An 18,575-nucleotide genomic window follows, 5' to 3' on the forward strand; every position below is an offset into this window, starting at 1 on the left:
CGACTGTTTGGGGTTGTATAGTCAAGTAATTAAGTGCATGTGGTGGATGCCTTGGCAGTCAGAGGCGATGAAAGACGTAATAGCCTGCGATAAGCTCCGGGGAGGCGGCAAATATCCTGTGATCCGGAGATTTCTGAATGGGGAAACCCACTTACCATAAGGTAGGTATTGCAACATGAATACATAGTGTTGCAAGGCGAACGAGGGGAAGTGAAACATCTCAGTACCCTTAGGAAAAGAAATCAATTGAGATTCCCTTAGTAGCGGCGAGCGAACGGGGAAAAGCCCATTAAGTCATATCAGTTCTAGTGGAATGCTCTGGGAAGTGCAACCGTAGTGGGTGATAGTCCTGTACACGAAAGGGCTGATATGATGATGTCGAGTAGGGCGGGGCACGTGAAACCTTGTCTGAATATGGGGGGACCATCCTCCAAGGCTAAATACTCCTGACTGACCGATAGTGAACCAGTACCGTGAGGGAAAGGCGAAAAGAACCCCTGTGAGGGGAGTGAAATAGATCCTGAAACCGCATGCATACAAGCAGTGGGAGCCGGCATTGTGTCCGGTGACTGCGTACCTTTTGTATAATGGGTCAGCGACTTACATTCAGTAGCAAGGTTAACCGAATAGGGGAGCCGTAGAGAAATCGAGTCTTAATAGGGCGTTTAGTTGCTGGGTGTAGACCCGAAACCAGGCGATCTATCCATGAGCAGGTTGAAGGTTGGGTAACACTAACTGGAGGACCGAACCCACTGTCGTTGAAAAGCCAGGGGATGACTTGTGGATAGGGGTGAAAGGCTAATCAAGCCTGGTGATAGCTGGTTCTCCCCGAAAGCTATTTAGGTAGCGCCTCGGACGAATACCATTGGGGGTAGAGCACTGTTTCGGCTAGGGGGTCATCCCGACTTACCAAACCGATGCAAACTCCGAATACCAATGAGTACTATCCGGGAGACAGACTGCGGGTGCTAACGTCCGTAGTCAAGAGGAAAACAATCCAGACCGCCAGCTAAGGCCCCAAAATCATAGTTAAGTGGGAAACGATGTGGGAAGGCATAGACAGCTAGGAGGTTGGCTTAGAAGCAGCCACCCTTTAAAGAAAGCGTAATAGCTCACTAGTCGAGTCGGCCTGCGCGGAAGATGTAACGGGGCTAAAACTATGTGCCGAAGCTGCGGATTTGCAATTTATTGCAAGTGGTAGGGGAGCGTTCTGTAAGCCGATGAAGGTGGATTGAGAAGTCTGCTGGAGGTATCAGAAGTGCGAATGCTGACGTGAGTAACGACAATGCGAGTGAAAAACTCGCACGCTGAAAGACCAAGGGTTCCAGTCCAACGTTAATCGGGGCTGGGTGAGTCGACCCCTAAGGCGAGGCCGAAAGGCGTAGTCGATGGGAAATTGGTTAATATTCCAATACTTCTGTGTAATGCGATGAGAGGACGGAGAAGGTTAAGTCAGCCTGGCGTTGGTTGTCCAGGTGAAAGGTTGTAGGCATGTATCTTAGGCAAATCCGGGGTACTCTATGCTGAGAACTGATAGCAAGCTGCACTTGTGCAGTGAAGTGGCTGATACCATACTTCCAGGAAAAGTCTCTAAGCTTCAGTTACACAGGAATCGTACCCGAAACCGACACAGGTGGTCAGGTCGAGTAGACCAAAGCGCTTGAGAGAACTCTGCTGAAGGAACTAGGCAAAATGGTACCGTAACTTCGGGAGAAGGTACGCTGCTGGCGGTGATAACCCTTGCGGTTTGAGCGGCGAGCAGCCACAGAAACCAGGCCCCTGCAACTGTTTATTAAAAACATAGCACTCTGCAAACACGAAAGTGGACGTATAGGGTGTGATGCCTGCCCGGTGCTGGAAGGTTAATTGATGGGGTTAGCGTAAGCGAAGCTCTTGATCGAAGCCCCAGTAAACGGCGGCCGTAACTATAACGGTCCTAAGGTAGCGAAATTCCTTGTCGGGTAAGTTCCGACCTGCACGAATGGCATAATGATGGGGGCGCTGTCTCCAGCAGAGACTCAGTGAAATCGAATTCGCCGTGAAGATGCGGTGTACCCGCGGCTAGACGGAAAGACCCCGTGAACCTTTACTGCAGCTTGACATTGAACTTTGATCTTACTTGTGTAGGATAGGTGGGAGGCTTTGAAACTCGGACGCTAGTTCGAGTGGAGCCAATCTTGAAATACCACCCTGGTAATATTGAGGTTCTAACTCTGCTCCATGATCTGGAGCGAGGACCATGTCTGGTGGGTAGTTTGACTGGGGCGGTCTCCTCCTAAAGAGTAACGGAGGAGTACGAAGGTGCGCTCAGCGTGGTCGGAAATCACGCGTAGAGTATAAAGGCAAAAGCGCGCTTAACTGCGAGACCCACAAGTCGAGCAGGTACGAAAGTAGGTCTTAGTGATCCGGTGGTTCTGTATGGAAGGGCCATCGCTCAACGGATAAAAGGTACTCTGGGGATAACAGGCTGATACCGCCCAAGAGTTCATATCGACGGCGGTGTTTGGCACCTCGATGTCGGCTCATCTCATCCTGGGGCTGAAGCAGGTCCCAAGGGTATGGCTGTTCGCCATTTAAAGAGGTACGCGAGCTGGGTTTAGAACGTCGTGAGACAGTTCGGTCCCTATCTACCGTGGGCGTTGGAAATTTGAGAGGATCTGCTCCTAGTACGAGAGGACCAGAGTGGACGAACCTCTGGTGTACCGGTTGTGACGCCAGTCGCATCGCCGGGTAGCTATGTTCGGAAGGGATAACCGCTGAAAGCATCTAAGCGGGAAGCCTACCTCAAGATAAGATTTCCCAAGGACTTTATGTCCTCTAAAGAGCCGTTGAAGACTACAACGTTGATAGGTTGGATGTGGAAGCATAGTGATATGTGAAGCTGACCAATACTAATTACTCGTGAGGCTTGACTATACAACACCCAAACAGTTGTTGTATAAAAGCTCAATTGATTCGATATACATCAAAATAGCTTGATTCAGTAAGCCGTTAGTATCACAATATTCAACTCAGATATATCTGTTAATAACTTCTTTGACCAAGCAACGGCATACATCAAACGATGTGAATAAGACCCAAGCAAAGTCACAACAGTTGTGCTGGCGACAATAGCAAGAGTGAACCACCTGATCCCTTCCCGAACTCAGAAGTGAAACCTCTTTGCGCTGATGGTAGTGTGGGGTTACCCATGTGAGAGTAAGTCATCGCCAGCTCATTATTCTTAAAACACCCCCTTCAAACGAAGGGGGTGTTTTTTTATGTTTAAAGTATTCTAAAAATTACGTGAAGTAACACTCAGAGCTGAAAGGTGCTGAAGAAGTGTCTTAAATCATCAAAAAAAATAATCCTTATAAAAATAAAGGAAATATGCTTAAATTAATGAAATTTAACCTAATAAATAGGTACTAAGTGGTTGGCGTGCTAGTACAGCTTGCAGGTGGTATTGGGCTTTTTTTGCTGGGAATGAGTCTGTTAACTGACAGTATTAAAGATTTGGCAGGTGAAACTTTACGCCTTTGGTTAGTGCGTTTTACGGGATCCGTTTATAAGGCCTTATTTTCAGGGATTGGATTCACTTTAATTCTACAATCTTCAACAGCGACTACTTTAGCGACTATCGGATTCGTAAGTGCAGGAGTACTTACATTTAATCAGTCTATGGGGGTAATCATTGGAGCTAATATTGGTACGACCAGTACAGGTTGGTTAGTCGCTTTATTAGGCGTTAAGTTTTCAATTACAAATTTTGCTTTACCCTTAATTGCTATCGGTGCAATTTTAAAACTATTAACACGCGGACGAATTGCTTTAATCGGATTATGTCTTGCAGGATTTGGGTTAATTTTCTTTGGTATAGATCAATTACAACTGGCCATGTCAGACATAGCAGGTAAAGTAGATTTATCTATTTTTACCACCAAAGATTTTCTCTCCAAGATACTGTTAATTGTTATTGGACTTGCCATGACAGTGTTACTACAGTCATCAAGTGCAGCAATCACTGTCACATTAGCAGCTTTAGCAAGCGATACTATTCAGCTTGAACAAGCATTATTATTGGTTATTGGACAAAATATTGGTACTGTTGCAACTGCAATACTAGCAGCAATAGGTTCAAGTATTGCTGCACAACGTACTGCGGCCGTGCATGTGATCTTTAATTTGGTTAGTGCTGTATTGGCCTTTAGTTTTCTGATCCCTGTCTTTGAGTATCTAGAACGTCATTGTTTGTGGTTTAGCGATTTAGATGATGTACTTATCGTAGCGAGCTTTCATACCGTATTCAGTATTTTAGGTGCATTTTTCTTTATTCCAGTTTTGAAACAATTCGAATTACTATTAATCAAAATCATTCCAGAACGACAGATGACATTAGTGCATCAATTGGATCAAGTGAGTCTGGCTATTCCTGCTATTGCAATACAAAATGCACAACAGGTGATCTATCAATATTTGTATATTCAGCTAGAGTCTATAAAAAAAGCTATAGAATATAAAGAATTAGTCACTAAGCAAAAGCTAATTGAATTTGATGATCTTTTGAATGAATTAAATAGATATTTAGATAATATCGTTCTACCTGAGTCTGAACATGATCATAAAAAACTGATATATCTTTCACGCTTAGTTGTCTATGTACGCGTATTCCGCAGTGATTTAGAGCAGTTAAACAGCGCAATAATTCTTCAAAATCACCCTAAAATCTATCAATTGGCATTGGATTATATTGCAATATTGGATCGCTATAGTATTCAGCTTTTCAAAGAGAATGATCTTTCAAACATTCAAAATTTTTACCACGAGTTATCGGATTTAAAACAGTGGTCTGATGATAATCGAGAAGATTATCGTGGCGAAATAATATTGACTGCTCAAAAACAACAACTTTCAGCTGCCAAAAATGTAGAAATTTTGGCAGCACAGCGTTGGCTCGAACGTGTTATTGCTCATACGAAACGTTTAGCAAGCGTTTTAAAGGAGCGAGCTTGATATATTCATTTTGCCAATTGTCGACGCGCATGTTTAAGTGCTGTTCTTAAACCTTCTTCAATGGTTGGATGGTAAAAAGGATTATCTAAAATTTCGTCTATCGTAAGTTCTTGAGCGATCACCCAAGCCAATAGATGTGCTAGATGCTCAGCACCTATGACTAAAAGCTCTGCACCTAATAGTTTTTTGCTTTGAGAATCTACATAGACTTCAATTGCACCTTTATTTTTACCATTGACGATCGCTCGTCCTTGCTTTTCATAAGATGCAAAGCCAATGGTAAATTTGATGTTATGTTCTGTGAGCCATTGATGAGTCTTACCAACGCCGGCCATTTCTGGTGAGCTAAACATAATACCTAGTGGGACTAATGTTTTGATTGGAGCAATTTTTGGGAAATTCAAACAATTATGAATAGCTTTTCGTCCTTCATGTGCTGCTTCATGCTGGATAGGCGTTGTGCTATAAGCATCACCAGTGACAAAAATCGGAAAATTGCCAAGTTGTTTCGATATTGGATTTACTGGTAAATTTTTTAAATCAGTAAACAGAGCATCTATTTTGTCTAAATCTAAAGTACCTAGCAATGAAGTTCTACCTGTTGCGTTCAGTACATAATCCACTTCAATCTGTTTAGCTTCGTCATGTTCATTAAAATGAACCACAACTTTTTGTCCTACCCGTTTGAGCTGATCAGGAAGAATTTTGTATTTAATATCCAATTCTTCGCTGATTAGTTCTTGGGCAAGCGTTTGTAAGTCAGGACTGGAGAGCGATCCAACTTTTTTACTTCGAGCAAACACTGTTGTTGCAACACCAAGACGTTGCATTGCTTGAGCAAGTTCTATCGCGATGACACCACTTCCAAGCACAGCGAGTCGTTTAGGCAGCATTTCAAGTTCAAAGACTTGATCAGAAGTGATGAGTAAATCACCAAGTTCATCTTTCCATTCTTGATTAATATTGGGTGTTGAACCAACGGCAAGAATAAAACTTTTAGCTTGATAAGTCTCCTGATTGACTTGGATAGTATTTGAATTAACAAATGATGCTTTGCCAGAAATTTTGTGTTTTACATCCCATGAATCGACATCTTTAAGCATCGCTTTGGTGAAGCGATCTCTTAATTGACGTACATGGCTCATGATTGCAGATGTGTCTATCGTAGAGTGCACAGAAAGTCCGACAAGATGAGCACTGTTAATATCATGCATTCGATTTGCAGCAGCAATCAAGACCTTGCTTGGCATACATCCGACACGTGCACAGGTGGTATCCCAGGGGCCATCATTGATGATTAGGATGTTTTGAGTATGTTTAATGGCTTCTTTATAAGCGGCTATACCTGCTGTACCCGCACCAATAATAATAATGTCGTACATAATGTTCTAATGTGAATATTTTCTTCAATTTGACATAAAAAAAGCCCTCAATCTAGAGGGCTTTGGTTTATTAAAACTATTTAATAGCTATAGTACCACTTACGGTATCTTCGACAGTTTTTTCATCGACAGTTAAATTCAATTTGTGATTGTACTTAATAGTAGATCCAGAAGTTGATTGAAGGAAGTTAAAAACATTTATACCTTCTATATAAATACTGCCATTAATGCTTTTACTATTTTTTGAAGGGCTTTCATTTTCTAAACGTTGTCCCGAAATTGCAGAGACATTTGGTAAAGAAAGAATTTGCGACCCATCAGTCTTGATTCTAAAGCTTGATATCGCATCACCAGGTGCAGAGTGAACTGTTAGAGTAACGGGTTCAATGTTAGGAGTATTGGGATTGTCGTTTGTTAAGACTGAGTAACTTGAATCAGCTTGAATGACGTAAAATTTACCTTCTAAAGAGGTAGGATCATTATAGATATTGAAACCACCATTGGTTCCATCAGAATCTGGAATAGATACAAAACGAATTTGTTTATTCTGCGTTAAGCCCCAAGATTGCATGTATGGATAGCTGAATTTACCAGTAACTAAAATATTATTATAGTTTTTATCCAAATTCTGATTTTCATAAATAATGACAGAGGTCTGCCCAATATAAGAACTTAACATTTCTTGAGGCTGTAAATTTTTAAGATCATCTTTAGTAACTACAAATGACCAATCATTATATTCAGATCCTAATAATGTCTTAATGTTATTTCCTGTAATAACATAACAACCTAAAGTCGGAAGTTCTTGTTCAGGTAAAGATGCTATCGGTTCTGAGCCAGATGGCTGATTATCTGGTGTTTCTTCTTTATTCGGATGACAATCTTTATAGTAAGTGAAAAGATGAGAGGTTGGAGAGAACTCTTGATGAACTTTAATTGCCAGATTAAGTACACCATTCCCAAATGTATCTAGACCGTGGTCAATAAAGCCTTTAGGGGTAGCAGGATCATTTCTGTCAAGTAAACCAAATAAGATACTTCCTTCTTGATTGATATGCTTTTCAAAAAAAGCTTTATCCTGTGTTTCTTTATCTTGATTCGTATTATTTTGATTATTGGAATTAGATTCATCACTAAAACCAATATCTGACGTATGGACAGAATAATTACTATCCCCACCACCGCATGCTGACAACAAGCTAACTAATGATAAAGTTAAAACACTTGATATGTACTTCATAATCCCCTCAAATTTTACTTATATAGTTTGTTAGATTTCTGTAAAGATATCACAATAATAATGGCGCATATAGCGCCATTATTCATCTTTATTTAATTCTTATAGGGTTATAACGCACTACCAACCGATACACCTACTGTAGGTCGAACATTCATGGAACTACAGCTCGCCAATAAAAATGTACATAGAATGATGAGTAAGATTTTATTCATTAATCAAACCTAAAGATTGAGCTCGATTAAATAATACCTTAGAACGACTTCCTGATTTGCATACCAAAAGTATAGGTTTTGGTAAGCTATTGTAATACTTTGCAAATTCATGAACATCTTGCTGAGAAATTCGACCGCTTAGGACAGGCTGATAAATCAAGCTGAGCTTGGACTGTTCAGCAAGATTTCTTAACTCCGAAGCGGATGTCATGTTGCCAACTTCTTGATCAGGTCGGTTAACGATGACAGATTTAAAACCTTGCTTGAGCAACTTTTGAAATTTCTCAGTAGTCATTTGTCCTGTAACGCTCACATTTTCATTCAGAGCTTGGCTTAAAGCACTTTCATTCGCAAATGTAACAGGGGGAATCGTACAGATTAAGCTCAATAAAATGACTTGAAAAACCCGCTTAGTCATCAAGCAAGTCCATTTGTTTTGCAAGTTGATATAAATTGTTTGAGCGATTGCCTGTACGACAAAACATTAATACTGGTTTGGGTAATTCATTATAGTGATTTGCGAATGTACGGACGTCGAATTCAGTAATTTGACCAGCGACAACAGGCTGGAAAACATAATCTAAATTATTTTCACGTGCTGCTTCTTCAATTTGAGCACTGGTCGGTTGAGAAGGACCACCTTCCATATCTGGACGATTGTTAATAACAGATTTGAATCCTTTTTCGACAACTTGAGATAGTTGTTCAGGGCTGATTTGACCTGCAAAGCCGACATTTTCACTCATCTTGTCACTCCCAAAGTACATAAAAGATTATTGTGAATATCATAGCATCAAGCATATATTGAGGTTGATATACTGTTTATAAAATTAAAGAAAATACATAAAAAATATGCATGAAATGGGCCGCATAGATATGCTTATACAGTGATATGAGTACTTTATTGAAATTTTAGATTTCATCTCACTGCTTATATTTCAAAAAGTGAAAGCTAGTGTTGATAAGATCTAGGAATAGTGTTCATTAAACAGCTATTTCAGCCAGTCGAGAAGCCGCTAAAAATATGGCATCAACTTTTCAGTATCATGAGTGGGAAATAGCTCATTTTGATATTTATCATTCACCATGGTTGGAAAAAGCAATTTCGACGCAATTATCTTTTTTAGAACAAATACTGGAGTGAACGAATGATTATTGTCTGTCCTGAATGTGGTGCGAAAAATCGTGTCCCAGAAGAAAAGTTGAGTTCACAACCTGCATGTGGTCAATGTCATCAATCTCTGATTCCCTTGAAGCCAATTGACCTGAATGAGCAAAATTTTAGTAACTTTGTAAGTAACAGCGATTTACCCATCTTGGTTGATCTCTGGGCGGAGTGGTGTGGACCTTGCAAAATGATGGCACCACATTTTGCTGAAGTGGCTAAAACGAATCCTCAAGTGGTCTTTGCTAAGATTGATACAGAAGCCAATCCACGATTGAGTAGTGCGTTTAATGTACGTAGTATTCCCACCTTGGTTTTAATGAATAAAACCACAGAAATTGCTAGAATAAGCGGTGCGCTACGTGCCAATCAGCTACAAGAATGGCTTGATCAGCAGTTAAAAGCATTTCATTCATCACTTTAACTTGGAGTTCGCGTGTCTGAATCTCATGTAAAACCAGAAGGTATTCTTTCTCTACAAACCATCGCAATGCCAGCCGATACAAACTGGAGCGGTGATGTATTTGGGGGGTGGATTGTTTCACAAATGGATTTGGCAGGCGCAATTCACGCTGAGCGTTTTAGTAAAGGGCGCTGTGCAACGATTTCTATTAATGAAATGACCTTTTTAGTCCCTGTTAAAGTAGGAGACGTGATTACTTGCTATACCAAAATTTTAAAGGTAGGAAACACTTCTATTCAAATGCAAATTGAAGTGTGGGACAGCCATGATACTTCACGTGAAGCGAAACGCGTGACAGAAGGGGTCTTTACCTTTGTTGCTGTGGATGTCAAAGGGGGCAAACGTCAAATTCCTGAAGATGTTAAGCAAAGTTTTCTTGAGTCACAAACAGCTTAAGACTTAAAAGTTGAGTGATTTCAAGCGGTAGATAGGTTTATAAAAACCAACATGATTCTCGGATAATGTTGGTTTTTTAATGCATGCATTAAATGCTTAAATCAATTGAATCAGCTCATACCTAGAACATCGTATTTGAATTGGCTGATTGTTCAGGAATATCCTGTTGGACATCCCAGTGCTCGACGATTTTTCCATTTTCTACTCTAAAAATATCAATAATTGCAGTGCCACGATCTTGGTCATTCTGTGTTGAATGGACATGAAGCATTACGCGATCACCTTCGGCAATGACTGACTTAATGGTGTTTTTGGCTTGAGGGTTTTCTTTAAAATATTGGGTAAAATAATTTACAAAGGGTGCTTTACCATTGGGTACGTGTGGGTTGTGTTGAATGTAACGGTTACCAATATATTGATCAGAATACGCTTTGACCTGATGTTTTATAAAAACACCCTGATAAAAATCAGTCACAATTTTTTTATTTTTCTCGGCTAATTCAAGTTCAGATTGAATATGTTGAATGTGGTGTTTTTTTTCTAAAGAGTTGGTCGGGGATTGGGCATAAACATGTCCAACGCATGAAAGAACAAGGAGCGGAAGAATTATTTTTTTCATTTTTAACCTCAGATCGAATCATCAATATTAAATAGTGAATCATGATCTTGGGTGAGTTGGGGTCTATTGATATAGTGTAGAAGTGTGTGAGTTTTTTTGTAATATGGTTAAATTAAAACTTACCTAAAGGTAAGTTTTAATTATATTTATTGACTTTTTATGATTTATTTTTCAGTTGAGCTTTGGATACCCAAGCCCACAATATTTCGCATTGAATCGGTTCTTGTCCAGCTTCATCTGTCACAGTGACTTGAACCAGTGTTTCACCTTTTTCAGATTGCTGCATCAGTTTTTGCTGTTCTTCTGTAAGTGTCGCCGTTGCAGTCATCGCGCCTTGACTTGGACGTTTGAAATCCACTTTTAGCGATTTGATCAGGACGATTGAACTGTCAGGGACATTCATCCCTGTGACAAAACCAGTTGCGGTTTCTGCAATCAATGCCATCGCACAGGCATGTACTTGACCAATATGGTTTTGCATGGCTTTATGATTTTCTATTTTAACCACGACCTTGGAGTGGGTGACTTCTAGATAGCGTAGTTTGGCAGAACCCACCATAGGAACGACTCGACCAAAAGCTTTACTCCACAACATACTTCGAATTCCTTGCGGAAATTTAGAGGTCGTTTTTACCAGTTTAGATAAACGATTGCCTTGAGCCATAATCCTTTCCTATGATGGGTATTTAAGGGTAATTAGTCCTTAAAGTTATTAAATTGTAATGGAATACCGAATTGTTGTTCTTTTAAAAACGCCATAACTTGCTGTAATGTATCGCGCTTTTTGTCAGTGATACGAATCTTATCGCCTTGGATAGAAGATTGCGCTTTGATGCCACTTTCTTTAATGGCTTTATTAATTTTTTTTGCGGTATCAGAGTCAAGACCATCTTTCAGTTTGATGATTTGAATCACGTTTTTACCCGAAGCCGTCATTTTTTGTGGATCAAGGGCTTGAATATCTACTTTACGTTTAAAGAAGTGATTTTCAAGCATGGTGTAGACTTGTTCACATTGGAAATCACTTTCAGTCGAGATCTTAATCTCTTTGTTTTTTTCACTGAGTTCAATTTTGACATCTTGACCACGGAAATCGAACCGTGTCGCAATTTCCTTTTCAGTATTTTGAACTGCATGATTTACTTCAAAAATCTCTAATTCTGAAACAATATCGAAAGAAGGCATAGTTTAGACCTTTACAAATGGAAAGAATATCTGAGATGCTAGGGATGTTTTCTTCATTTGCCAAGTGTTGTTTACATCAAAGGAGTGCGCAATGATCCGTAAAATAGAAATTACAACATTTGAGTTCCCAGAAAATGCAGTAATCTGGGATGTTCGTGATACACAAGCTTATGCTGAAGGTCATATCAAAGGGGCAGTAAACAAACCGATTGATAGTTTGACCGAACAAAGCTTGACTCAAGTGGACTCGGATCAGTCGATATTTATTTTATGTGGTGGTGGAAGTAAAGCACCTCGTGCAGCAGAAAAGCTAGAAGGCTTTGATAGCTCAAGAGATTATGTGGTTCTGATGGGAGGGACGCGTGCAGTTCGTGATGCAGGCATTCCTTTAGAACAGGGCTCATAAAAAATGAAGCGCCGTAAGGCGCTTTTTTGTTACTAATTTTATTCAACTGCTATGTTATTTAATGTCGATTCGAAGACGCTTCAAAGCAAAAAAATACCCAACAAAACAATAAAATTAACGTGGTTTAAAATAAGGCTTTTTCGCTTTCACTTTTTTTTGAAAACGCTTTGGACTCAATTTTTGATATAAAGCTGTTGGAATTGGACAGATCTGATCCAATACTTCCGCCACCAGCACTTCACTACACAGTGGCGCATATAAAAAACCTTTCGAACCTAATCCTGAAAATGTATAGATCTCACGATGATCTTGAACTTTCCCAAGCAGAGGGAAGTAATCTAGACTTTGTGCGCGAACAGAAGCACGACCTTGCCATTGATCAATCGAGACTAATTTTTCAGCATATTTTGGAAATACGTCTGCGAGTAAATCTAAATTGTGTTGATGATCTTCAGCTTGGATTTCAGTATCTTCACGATCAGGATGAAAAGATGCACCTAGAATCAATTGCTCTGCATCCAATTGCATGCAGTAACCACCATAGCTATAGGCTTGTTCTCGATCTAAAACATGCTTGGAATTATTCAACCAACTGACTTGTCCACGAATGGGTTTTAATACTGGAAATTCTTCAAAGAATTGTTTTGACTCTCGTGCGCAACAGATGATGACATGATCAAAATGTTGCTCAATCTCAGTCTCTGAAATCAATTGAACACTATCATTATCCAGTGTATTCAAACCTGTAATGATAGCTTGTTTAAATTGAATGTTTGGATGTGATAAAACCTCTTCAGCAAATACTTTGGGTTGTATCACACCTGCAATATTTAAATTCAAACTGTCAAAAGTGGTTTCTAACGCAGAATCGGTAGCGTTTTGAATCGTTAAAACAGGTTCAGGATAATGTTGTTTTAAACTCAGTAATTCTTGTGGATTTTTTTGAGCAACTTGTTGAACAGCAATCGCTTGAAACGCGTTGAATTTTTGATAATGACGAATGGCATGTTGCCAACTTAAAGTCATTAAATGTGCAGCACTTTGCTCGATCGGGCAAAGTTTTGGGTTTAGTAATGCAAGAGGGTTACCCGATGCACCTGCTAAAGGCGCTGATTGGTCGAATATATGTACTTGATGACCGCGCTGTGCAAATGCGTAGGCACAGCTTAAACCTGCGATTCCTGCGCCAATAATGCCAATCTGGCGCTGTTGATATGTATCACTTAGTTTAATGCATCTTAGTGGAGGATCTTGCGCATCTTCTTCGATGCTTAATATATCAGGTGCACGTTGATCGGATTCGATTACTGGATCATGACGAGAACCTAACCAAATGCCTTTTAACATTTCACGTTTATGTTTAAAACCGCGTGGACGTGAAATGCTGATCCCGTGTTGTTTTAAGCCTCGCTTGAGTAATCCAGCCACACTAAAGGATGCAAATGTGGTTCCAATGTCAGATAAGCGAACAATATGCTTGAGCACATTTTCTTCCCACATATCAGGATTACACGCAGGTGCAAAGCCATCGAGAAACCATGCATTGACAGGGGAGGTCCTCAGCATGTTTGGAAAAACATCGTGTGCATCACCTAACCATAAATCGATGCTAAAACGCTCATTAGGGAAATACAGACGATGACAGCCTGCAATTGCAAGCGGATATTGCTCAATGAGTTGTTTAGATAAATGTGCAAGTTCAGGCCATGCATTTAAAGCACGAATCAGATCATCTTTGGACAGCGGAAATTTTTCAACACTGATGGCGTGTAAATGGCTGTGATTATCTGGGCGAACATCTTGCCACAATTGCCAGAGGGCGAGGATGTTTAAACCTGTCCCGAAGCCAGTTTCACCGACACAGAAATATTCAAAGCCTTTCAGGTCAGCTAAACGTTCGGGTAAGTCATTACCATTAATAAAAACATGGCGTGTTTCGAGTAGACCATTGTCTTTGGAGAAATAAACATCACCAAAAATTTTTGAGACTGGAATTTCAATTCCATCGATAGATTGCCAATCGAGATCAGCAGTTTGAATGGCTTTAGACAACGCAATTGACCTTTAAAAGCATATTGTCAGCGGATTACCACTGACGACGACGTTTGGTGTAAATATAACTCGCGATTAAGAAACCCACAAAAATGCCAACAGCAATGGTTGCCGCGCCGTATAAAAACATTTGTGCGCTCCGCTCACTTTGTAACACTTGAACTTGAACACCCAAATTATCATTTTTAAGCTGTAATTCTTGATTCTGTGTCAAAGCATCCAAATTGGCTTTTTCAAGTTGCTCTAAACGAGTCGCTTGATTTTTGACGAGCGCTTTAACATTGGCCTCAGCTGTTGCTTTTTGTTTGGCAATTTGTTCAGCAGTCAGCGGTTTTGCTGGTTGAGCAGTCGTTGCGGTTTGGGCAGTCGGTGATGTTGCTGTCGGATTGGCATTCTGCGCCCTTACAGGTTCAGTGACTGGTGCAACAGCTGCTTGCTGGGTCGTAGTGACAGCAGGTGTCTCAGTAACAGCCCATGCTGTAGAACTGAATAAGGAAAAACACAGGATCGCTTGAGTGAAAACACGCATGTTAGTTTCCACGAGGTAGAGCTTTGTTGAAAGGTTTGACATCCATACTTTCGTAAATCCCTTCTCTTAAGAACGGTTCATCGGCTAACCATGCATCAAGTTCCTCACGACTGTCGAAATCCAAAATTAAAGTGCTTCCATAAAAACCCGCTTGTGGATTTTGACGGTCGATTGGCATCGCACCTGCAACAATGACACGCCCTTCCGCATCTAATTTTTCAAGTCGAGCCAAATGTTCAGGACGAGTAGCTAGACGTTTTTCTACAGTACCTTCACGATCGGTACAGGTGACAACAAATAAAGCCATTTAATTTCTCTATTCTTAAGCTAAGCCTTGATTAAAGCGTTTTATTCTTCAGTTGACTTAAAGTATTTACGCAAAACAACAAACTGAATAATGATAAATGAAAACATCACAATCATGTCACCAAAAGCTGTAAATTCACCCCAATATTTACCGTCCATAAAGATAAATGCAAAGAAAATATGCAAGGAAGCCATACCCACAAACATCAGTGCCCATGCCAAATTGAGTTTTTTCCAGCCTTGTGCTGTCAGATTCAAAATTGGACCAAATAGACGTTGAATGAGTGGCTTTTTATCTTTACCAATATACGGTGAAAGGATAAATGCACCCGCAAAGACAAAATTCAAAATCGCTGCTTTAAGGCGAATATAAAAGTCATCGCTGAGCATTAAAGTAATGCCACCAAAAATCACGGTCATAAACAACACAATCCACTGCTGTTTATCCAGATGAAATTTTTGTCTAACGAATAAAGCACCGTAAACAACCAACATGGAAATGATGAGTCCCGTGGTTGCCACCAGAATATTATTGTTATCTACACCACCTGCAGAACCGATGAGTTGTAATAATGGATGTTCAGTATCTTTAGGGTCTACAGTTTTATATAACCAAAAGAAAATTATGAGTGGCACAAAGTCTAAAAGTGCTTTCATGTTAAAGTATCTATTCTGTTCAGGTGAATGGGTAGTATAAAAGATGCAAGGCGTAGATTTACACACACATAGCAATATTTCTGATGGGACATTGTCACCAGAGTTACTGGTGCATGCTGCTTTGGAAAAAGGCATTCATACACTTGCATTGACTGACCACGATAGCATGGATGGCTTAATTCTGGCTGAAAATATTGCAAAAAATCAGCCAATTCAGATTATTTCAGGGGTTGAAATATCAAGTCAGTGGTCTAGACCTTCGACCCATAAAAGTTATGGCGTGCATATTGTCGCATTAAACATGCAAAATCCTGCGCCGTTGCTTAAGGTATTAGAAGAACAAAAAAGAATTCGCGCTGAACGTTCTAAGCAAATTTGTGATCTTTTAATCCCTTTGATCGGTATGGATATTTATCCTGATGTCATTGCGCAAGTGGACGGTCAAGCGGATCGGGTCACTCGAACTCATATTGCAAAATCATTGGTGGCTCAAGGTGTGGTGAGTCGTCCTCAGCAAGCTTTTGATAAATACATCAAAGAAGGTAAAAAAGCCTATGTCAAGTTTGATGGCCTAGGTTTGAAAGAAACCATTCAGGTGATTCATGAGAGCGAAGGCTATGCAGTTTTGGCTCATCCAACACGCTATGATTTATCTGCAACCAATGTGCGCTATTTGATTGAATTATTCGCGCAATGTGGAGGTGATGCAATCGAACTTCCACCTGCAATTGAGCCTGTATCAACACGCCAAATGGTGGATCGAATGATTGAGCAGTTTAATTTAAAGGTCTCTGTGGGAAGTGATTTTCATGGCGATAATATGCCATGGATCAAACTGGGCAATATTCCCAAAGTTAAAGAAGGGCAAGTGGGGATTTGGGAAAGTTTTGTTTAATCATTTTAAGATACAGTTCTTACAAAAATCAAAAAATGATCATTGACTCGTATCTTAATGATCAATGAAAGTCCCTTCTCCCTCTGGGAGAAGGTTAGGATGAGGGACTTTAAACATAAAATAACCTCTCTTTAATCCCTCTCCTGAAAGGAGAGCGAGCTTCCATCTTGAATTTTAGTGTTCAAAAAATGAGTTATGAAAGAAGTCTAATGAAAACTAATCTCTAGTTTCCCTCTCGTCTAGTAGAGCCAGTCGAGAGGGGGAGTGAGAAGTGCGTAAATCAAAGCAAGTTATGATCCTGGGCTTGAATCGGTGGTGGCGTTGGTTTACCTAAAGTACCCAATAATTCAATTTCAATGGTACGGACCATTGAATCGAGCGGTAAGTCATTACTCTGCGTACCAAATGGTTCTTCAATTTCCGTACTTAAAGCATCTAATCCTAAAAAGGTATAGGCTAAAATGCCGACCAATAAAGGCGTTGCCAGACCCAAAACTGAACCTAAACTAAAGGGTAATAAGAAACAGAAAAAATATACGGTACGGTTCAGAAGTACAGAATAGGCAAATGGTAAAGGCGTGGTCGCAATACGATCACAGCCTGTTTGTACCAAACTGAGTTCAGTCACATGCGCATTCATTTGCGTGTAGATAATGTCTGAAATTTCACCTTCTTTCAGCGCGAGCATGAGTTCCCATTGAATCAAACTGAGCGTGTATTGTGGTGCGTTATTTTGTTGATAAAGTTGCGTTAAGGCTTGTTGACTTAATCCACTGGTTTGATGGAGTGCATCAGGACTCACAGTCTGATGACGTAGGCGATCACGTAATACATTGGCAAAGACAATCACGTGTTGTACCACGCGTTCACGACGCCCTTGAGGTAGAATACGACAATCACGGTCAAAGTGACGAGCATTGGCGATCAGCATGCCCCAAAGTTTACGTGCTTCCCACCAGCGGTCATAACAGGCGGTGTTCTTAAAGCCTAAAAAGATAGACAACACAACGCCAATTAATGTAAAGCCGACGAGAGGAATTTCAGGAAAGCGATACAGGTCAATATATTCAATTCCGCCGACAATTGCGGAAATCAACATGACCAGCCCCAATGGCGGTAGTACTTTTGGTAAAATCGTGCCACGCCAAGAAAATAAAAGTTTTAAAGTATCGTTTTGATCGCGAACAATCATGATTTATAAGGTCTATAATTTTTTTATGATCTTCAACACTTCGATCAAACTTGTCAATCCAAATTTAGCGACCACTGTTAGTATTTATACCAAAAATTAAAAACTTGATGGCATTAGCATTCGATGCTCCGCAAAGGAAAAATTCTGCTCAGGTGCAATAATGAGATGATCAATCAACTTAATTTCTAACAGTTCACAAGCATGCTGAATATCTTGAGTGAGTTGTTTGTCTTCAACTGAGGGTTGCGCCGTTCCATGTGGATGATTGTGCGCAATCACAATGGCTGTCGCATGATGATGAAGGGCATGTCGCAGCAATTGATTCATGGAAATAGAACAAGAGTTCAGTGAACCATAGAACAGTTTTTTAAAATTAATTTTTCTGAGCTGAGCATCTAAACACAACACAGCAAAGACTTCTTGTTGTTCTCCCAACAGCTCATAGCGAAGATAGTCTTTAATCAAATCTGAACGGCTTAAGTCTGCACCTTGATTAAGGTGATTTTTCAAATATCTCCGTCCGAGCTCTTTCACCGCCATCAGTTGAGAGTATTTGGTATTACCGATGCCATGAAATTTGCTGACCTCTGTCAGTGTGGCATCAAATACCGCATTTAAACTGCCGAAATGTTGTAAAAGTAAACGAGATAATTCTACAGCAGAATGTTGTTGTGAACCTGATCGAAGGAAAATGGCGAGTAGCTCTGCATCGGATAGGCTTTCTGCACCTTGCTGTAATAAGCGTTCTCTAGGACGTTCTTGTTCAGGCCACTGTTTAATGGATTGACTCATTATTATTCTCTGTTTTAATTCGATTTATTTTAGATGAGTTTGCATTTAACCCAGTCAGATGACTTGGGAACGCAATTATTTAATGCTATTGT

At 40.2% G+C, this 18,575-nt stretch carries 18 protein-coding genes, 2 rRNA genes and 1 pseudogene; 8 read left to right on the top strand and 13 right to left on the bottom strand.

The window, feature by feature from the left end:
- Window positions 1-19 precede the first annotated feature (19 nt).
- The 3 genes from AC5YCE_RS13600 to AC5YCE_RS13610 all read left to right on the top strand — a co-directional run bounded on the left by AC5YCE_RS13600 (window position 20) and on the right by AC5YCE_RS13610 (window position 4,992).
- Window positions 20-2,916, top strand: a 23S ribosomal RNA gene (locus AC5YCE_RS13600).
- Between the two features lie 184 nt (window positions 2,917-3,100).
- Window positions 3,101-3,215, top strand: a 5S ribosomal RNA gene (rrf, locus tag AC5YCE_RS13605).
- A gap of 196 nt (window positions 3,216-3,411) precedes the next feature.
- Window positions 3,412-4,992: a Na/Pi cotransporter family protein gene (locus AC5YCE_RS13610; RefSeq protein ID WP_496172399.1), complete on the top strand. Its 1,581-nt coding sequence runs from the start codon at window positions 3,412-3,414 to the stop codon at window positions 4,990-4,992.
- Between the two features lie 5 nt (window positions 4,993-4,997).
- Here AC5YCE_RS13610 and AC5YCE_RS13615 read toward each other — a convergent pair whose 3' ends face one another.
- The 4 genes from AC5YCE_RS13615 to AC5YCE_RS13630 all read right to left on the bottom strand — a co-directional run bounded on the left by AC5YCE_RS13615 (window position 4,998) and on the right by AC5YCE_RS13630 (window position 8,572).
- Complete coding sequence (locus tag AC5YCE_RS13615) at window positions 4,998-6,374, bottom strand: dihydrolipoyl dehydrogenase (RefSeq protein ID WP_496172400.1); 1,377 nt, start codon at window positions 6,372-6,374, stop codon at window positions 4,998-5,000.
- A gap of 76 nt (window positions 6,375-6,450) precedes the next feature.
- Window positions 6,451-7,614, bottom strand: a complete 1,164-nt coding sequence (locus tag AC5YCE_RS13620; RefSeq protein ID WP_496172401.1) for a hypothetical protein — start codon at window positions 7,612-7,614, stop codon at window positions 6,451-6,453.
- A 204-nt stretch (window positions 7,615-7,818) separates the two neighbouring features.
- The gene (locus AC5YCE_RS13625) at window positions 7,819-8,244 is read right to left on the bottom strand and encodes a protein tyrosine phosphatase family protein (protein ID WP_496172402.1); all 426 of its coding nucleotides are present in this window, start codon (window positions 8,242-8,244) and stop codon (window positions 7,819-7,821) included.
- A complete protein-coding gene (locus AC5YCE_RS13630; protein ID WP_496127125.1) occupies window positions 8,237-8,572 on the bottom strand; it encodes a protein tyrosine phosphatase family protein in 336 nt (111 codons plus the stop codon). The genes AC5YCE_RS13625 and AC5YCE_RS13630 overlap by 8 nt, the downstream gene beginning before the upstream one ends.
- 248 nt (window positions 8,573-8,820) lie before the next feature.
- On the opposite strand from AC5YCE_RS13630, the pseudogene AC5YCE_RS13635 reads away from it, so the two are divergent.
- The 3 genes and pseudogenes from AC5YCE_RS13635 to AC5YCE_RS13645 form a co-directional block, all read left to right on the top strand.
- Window positions 8,821-8,970, top strand: a pseudogene (locus AC5YCE_RS13635) (alpha/beta hydrolase); the annotation flags it as partial.
- Window positions 8,971-8,974: 4 nt separating this feature from the next.
- Window positions 8,975-9,415 (top strand): thioredoxin TrxC, encoded by a 441-nt coding sequence (gene trxC, locus AC5YCE_RS13640; protein ID WP_496172403.1) that lies wholly within the window; start codon window positions 8,975-8,977, stop codon window positions 9,413-9,415.
- Window positions 9,416-9,427: 12 nt separating this feature from the next.
- Window positions 9,428-9,850, top strand: coding sequence for an acyl-CoA thioesterase (locus AC5YCE_RS13645; RefSeq protein ID WP_496172404.1), 423 nt, complete (start codon window positions 9,428-9,430; stop codon window positions 9,848-9,850).
- A 121-nt stretch (window positions 9,851-9,971) separates the two neighbouring features.
- Here the strand turns inward: AC5YCE_RS13645 and AC5YCE_RS13650 are convergent, their stop codons facing one another.
- From AC5YCE_RS13650 to AC5YCE_RS13660, 3 genes are all read right to left on the bottom strand, one after another.
- Complete coding sequence (locus tag AC5YCE_RS13650; protein WP_496172405.1) at window positions 9,972-10,469, bottom strand: nuclear transport factor 2 family protein; 498 nt, start codon at window positions 10,467-10,469, stop codon at window positions 9,972-9,974.
- 157 nt (window positions 10,470-10,626) lie between these two features.
- The gene (locus AC5YCE_RS13655; protein WP_496172406.1) at window positions 10,627-11,133 is read right to left on the bottom strand and encodes a DUF4442 domain-containing protein; all 507 of its coding nucleotides are present in this window, start codon (window positions 11,131-11,133) and stop codon (window positions 10,627-10,629) included.
- A 32-nt stretch (window positions 11,134-11,165) separates the two neighbouring features.
- Window positions 11,166-11,654, bottom strand: coding sequence for a YajQ family cyclic di-GMP-binding protein (locus AC5YCE_RS13660; RefSeq protein WP_496172407.1), 489 nt, complete (start codon window positions 11,652-11,654; stop codon window positions 11,166-11,168).
- Window positions 11,655-11,745: 91 nt separating this feature from the next.
- On the opposite strand from AC5YCE_RS13660, the gene AC5YCE_RS13665 reads away from it, so the two are divergent.
- A complete protein-coding gene (locus AC5YCE_RS13665) occupies window positions 11,746-12,060 on the top strand; it encodes a rhodanese-like domain-containing protein (protein ID WP_496127119.1) in 315 nt (104 codons plus the stop codon).
- 114 nt (window positions 12,061-12,174) lie between these two features.
- Here the strand turns inward: AC5YCE_RS13665 and mnmC are convergent, their stop codons facing one another.
- The 4 genes from mnmC to AC5YCE_RS13685 are packed head-to-tail and all read right to left on the bottom strand — an operon-like array spanning window position 12,175 to window position 15,604.
- A complete protein-coding gene (gene mnmC, locus AC5YCE_RS13670) occupies window positions 12,175-14,112 on the bottom strand; it encodes a bifunctional tRNA (5-methylaminomethyl-2-thiouridine)(34)-methyltransferase MnmC2/FAD-dependent 5-carboxymethylaminomethyl-2-thiouridine(34) oxidoreductase MnmC1 (RefSeq protein ID WP_496172408.1) in 1,938 nt (645 codons plus the stop codon).
- A gap of 34 nt (window positions 14,113-14,146) precedes the next feature.
- Window positions 14,147-14,641 (bottom strand): SH3 domain-containing protein, encoded by a 495-nt coding sequence (locus AC5YCE_RS13675; protein WP_496172409.1) that lies wholly within the window; start codon window positions 14,639-14,641, stop codon window positions 14,147-14,149.
- A 1-nt stretch (window position 14,642) separates the two neighbouring features.
- Window positions 14,643-14,948: a YciI family protein gene (locus tag AC5YCE_RS13680; RefSeq protein ID WP_496172410.1), complete on the bottom strand. Its 306-nt coding sequence runs from the start codon at window positions 14,946-14,948 to the stop codon at window positions 14,643-14,645.
- 41 nt (window positions 14,949-14,989) lie between these two features.
- Window positions 14,990-15,604, bottom strand: coding sequence for an inner membrane-spanning protein YciB (locus AC5YCE_RS13685; protein WP_496172411.1), 615 nt, complete (start codon window positions 15,602-15,604; stop codon window positions 14,990-14,992).
- 43 nt (window positions 15,605-15,647) lie between these two features.
- Between AC5YCE_RS13685 and AC5YCE_RS13690 the strand changes: the two genes are divergently transcribed.
- Window positions 15,648-16,499 carry a PHP domain-containing protein gene (locus AC5YCE_RS13690; RefSeq protein WP_496172412.1) on the top strand — a complete coding sequence of 284 codons (852 nt, stop codon included), beginning with the start codon at window positions 15,648-15,650 and terminating at the stop codon, window positions 16,497-16,499.
- 280 nt (window positions 16,500-16,779) lie between these two features.
- Here the strand turns inward: AC5YCE_RS13690 and AC5YCE_RS13695 are convergent, their stop codons facing one another.
- Both AC5YCE_RS13695 and radC read right to left on the bottom strand, forming a co-directional pair.
- Window positions 16,780-17,691: a bestrophin family protein gene (locus AC5YCE_RS13695; RefSeq protein ID WP_496127112.1), complete on the bottom strand. Its 912-nt coding sequence runs from the start codon at window positions 17,689-17,691 to the stop codon at window positions 16,780-16,782.
- Between the two features lie 96 nt (window positions 17,692-17,787).
- On the bottom strand, window positions 17,788-18,483 hold the full coding sequence (gene radC, locus AC5YCE_RS13700; protein ID WP_496172413.1) for a RadC family protein: 696 nt from the start codon (window positions 18,481-18,483) through the stop codon (window positions 17,788-17,790).
- Between the last annotated feature and the right edge of the window lie 92 nt (window positions 18,484-18,575).

This window comes from Acinetobacter sp. CY79 (assembly GCF_059515845.1).